The organism is Collinsella sp. SGI.095 (genome assembly GCF_050314535.1).
GTDB lineage: Bacteria > Actinomycetota > Coriobacteriia > Coriobacteriales > Coriobacteriaceae > Collinsella.
The window spans coordinates 1-552 of the sequence record NZ_JBNPNG010000063.1 but is presented as its reverse complement, the minus strand read 5'-3'; the positions used below and the strand labels follow the sequence as shown (position 1 = coordinate 552).

Below are 552 nucleotides of genomic sequence, written 5' to 3'. Positions count from 1 at the left end.
CCTTGATTATCAACTTTATCCGAACACCTCCCACATTCATCCGCACATGTACGGATGAATGTGGGAACCCGATACCCTGAGGGCCGGATCGGCCGGCCCCGGGAGATCGGAGGACGGCATGTCCGGAAAGAAGAAGAGCGGCTCCGCAAGGGCGGTCCCGAGGGCCTACGGAAGGCTCACGAGGCACGAGCGGGACACGGTCCAGAGGATGCTGGAGCGCAGGGCGTCGTGCAGGGAGATCGCGAGGGAGCTGGGCAGGTCGCCCTCGACGGTGAGCGCCGAGGTGGCGTCGCACAGGTTCGTGACGGCGCCGAAGGCCAGGCGCGGCGAGCGCGTGGACGCCTCCGCCGACCTGTCGGTGGCCTGCCCGCGCCTGGCGGCGTGGCCGCGATGCTGCAACGGCTGCGGCCGGTACCGCGCGATCGGCTGCAAGCGCCGCCCCCACGTCTTCTACGAGGCCCGGGCCGCGCAGCTGTGCGCCGACTCGGTCCTCGTCTCGTCCAGGCGCGGGATAGACGCCGACGAGCCCGCCGCGGCGGCCAGGCTGGAGGC

The 552-nt window shown here is 70.7% G+C and carries 1 protein-coding gene; it reads left to right on the top strand.

Features of this window, described 5'->3' with window-relative positions:
- Positions 1 to 118: 118 nt before the first annotated feature.
- The coding region (locus tag ACQRCA_RS08475) for a helix-turn-helix domain-containing protein (RefSeq protein WP_427719898.1) at positions 119 to 552 on the top strand (434 nt) is incomplete at its 3' end.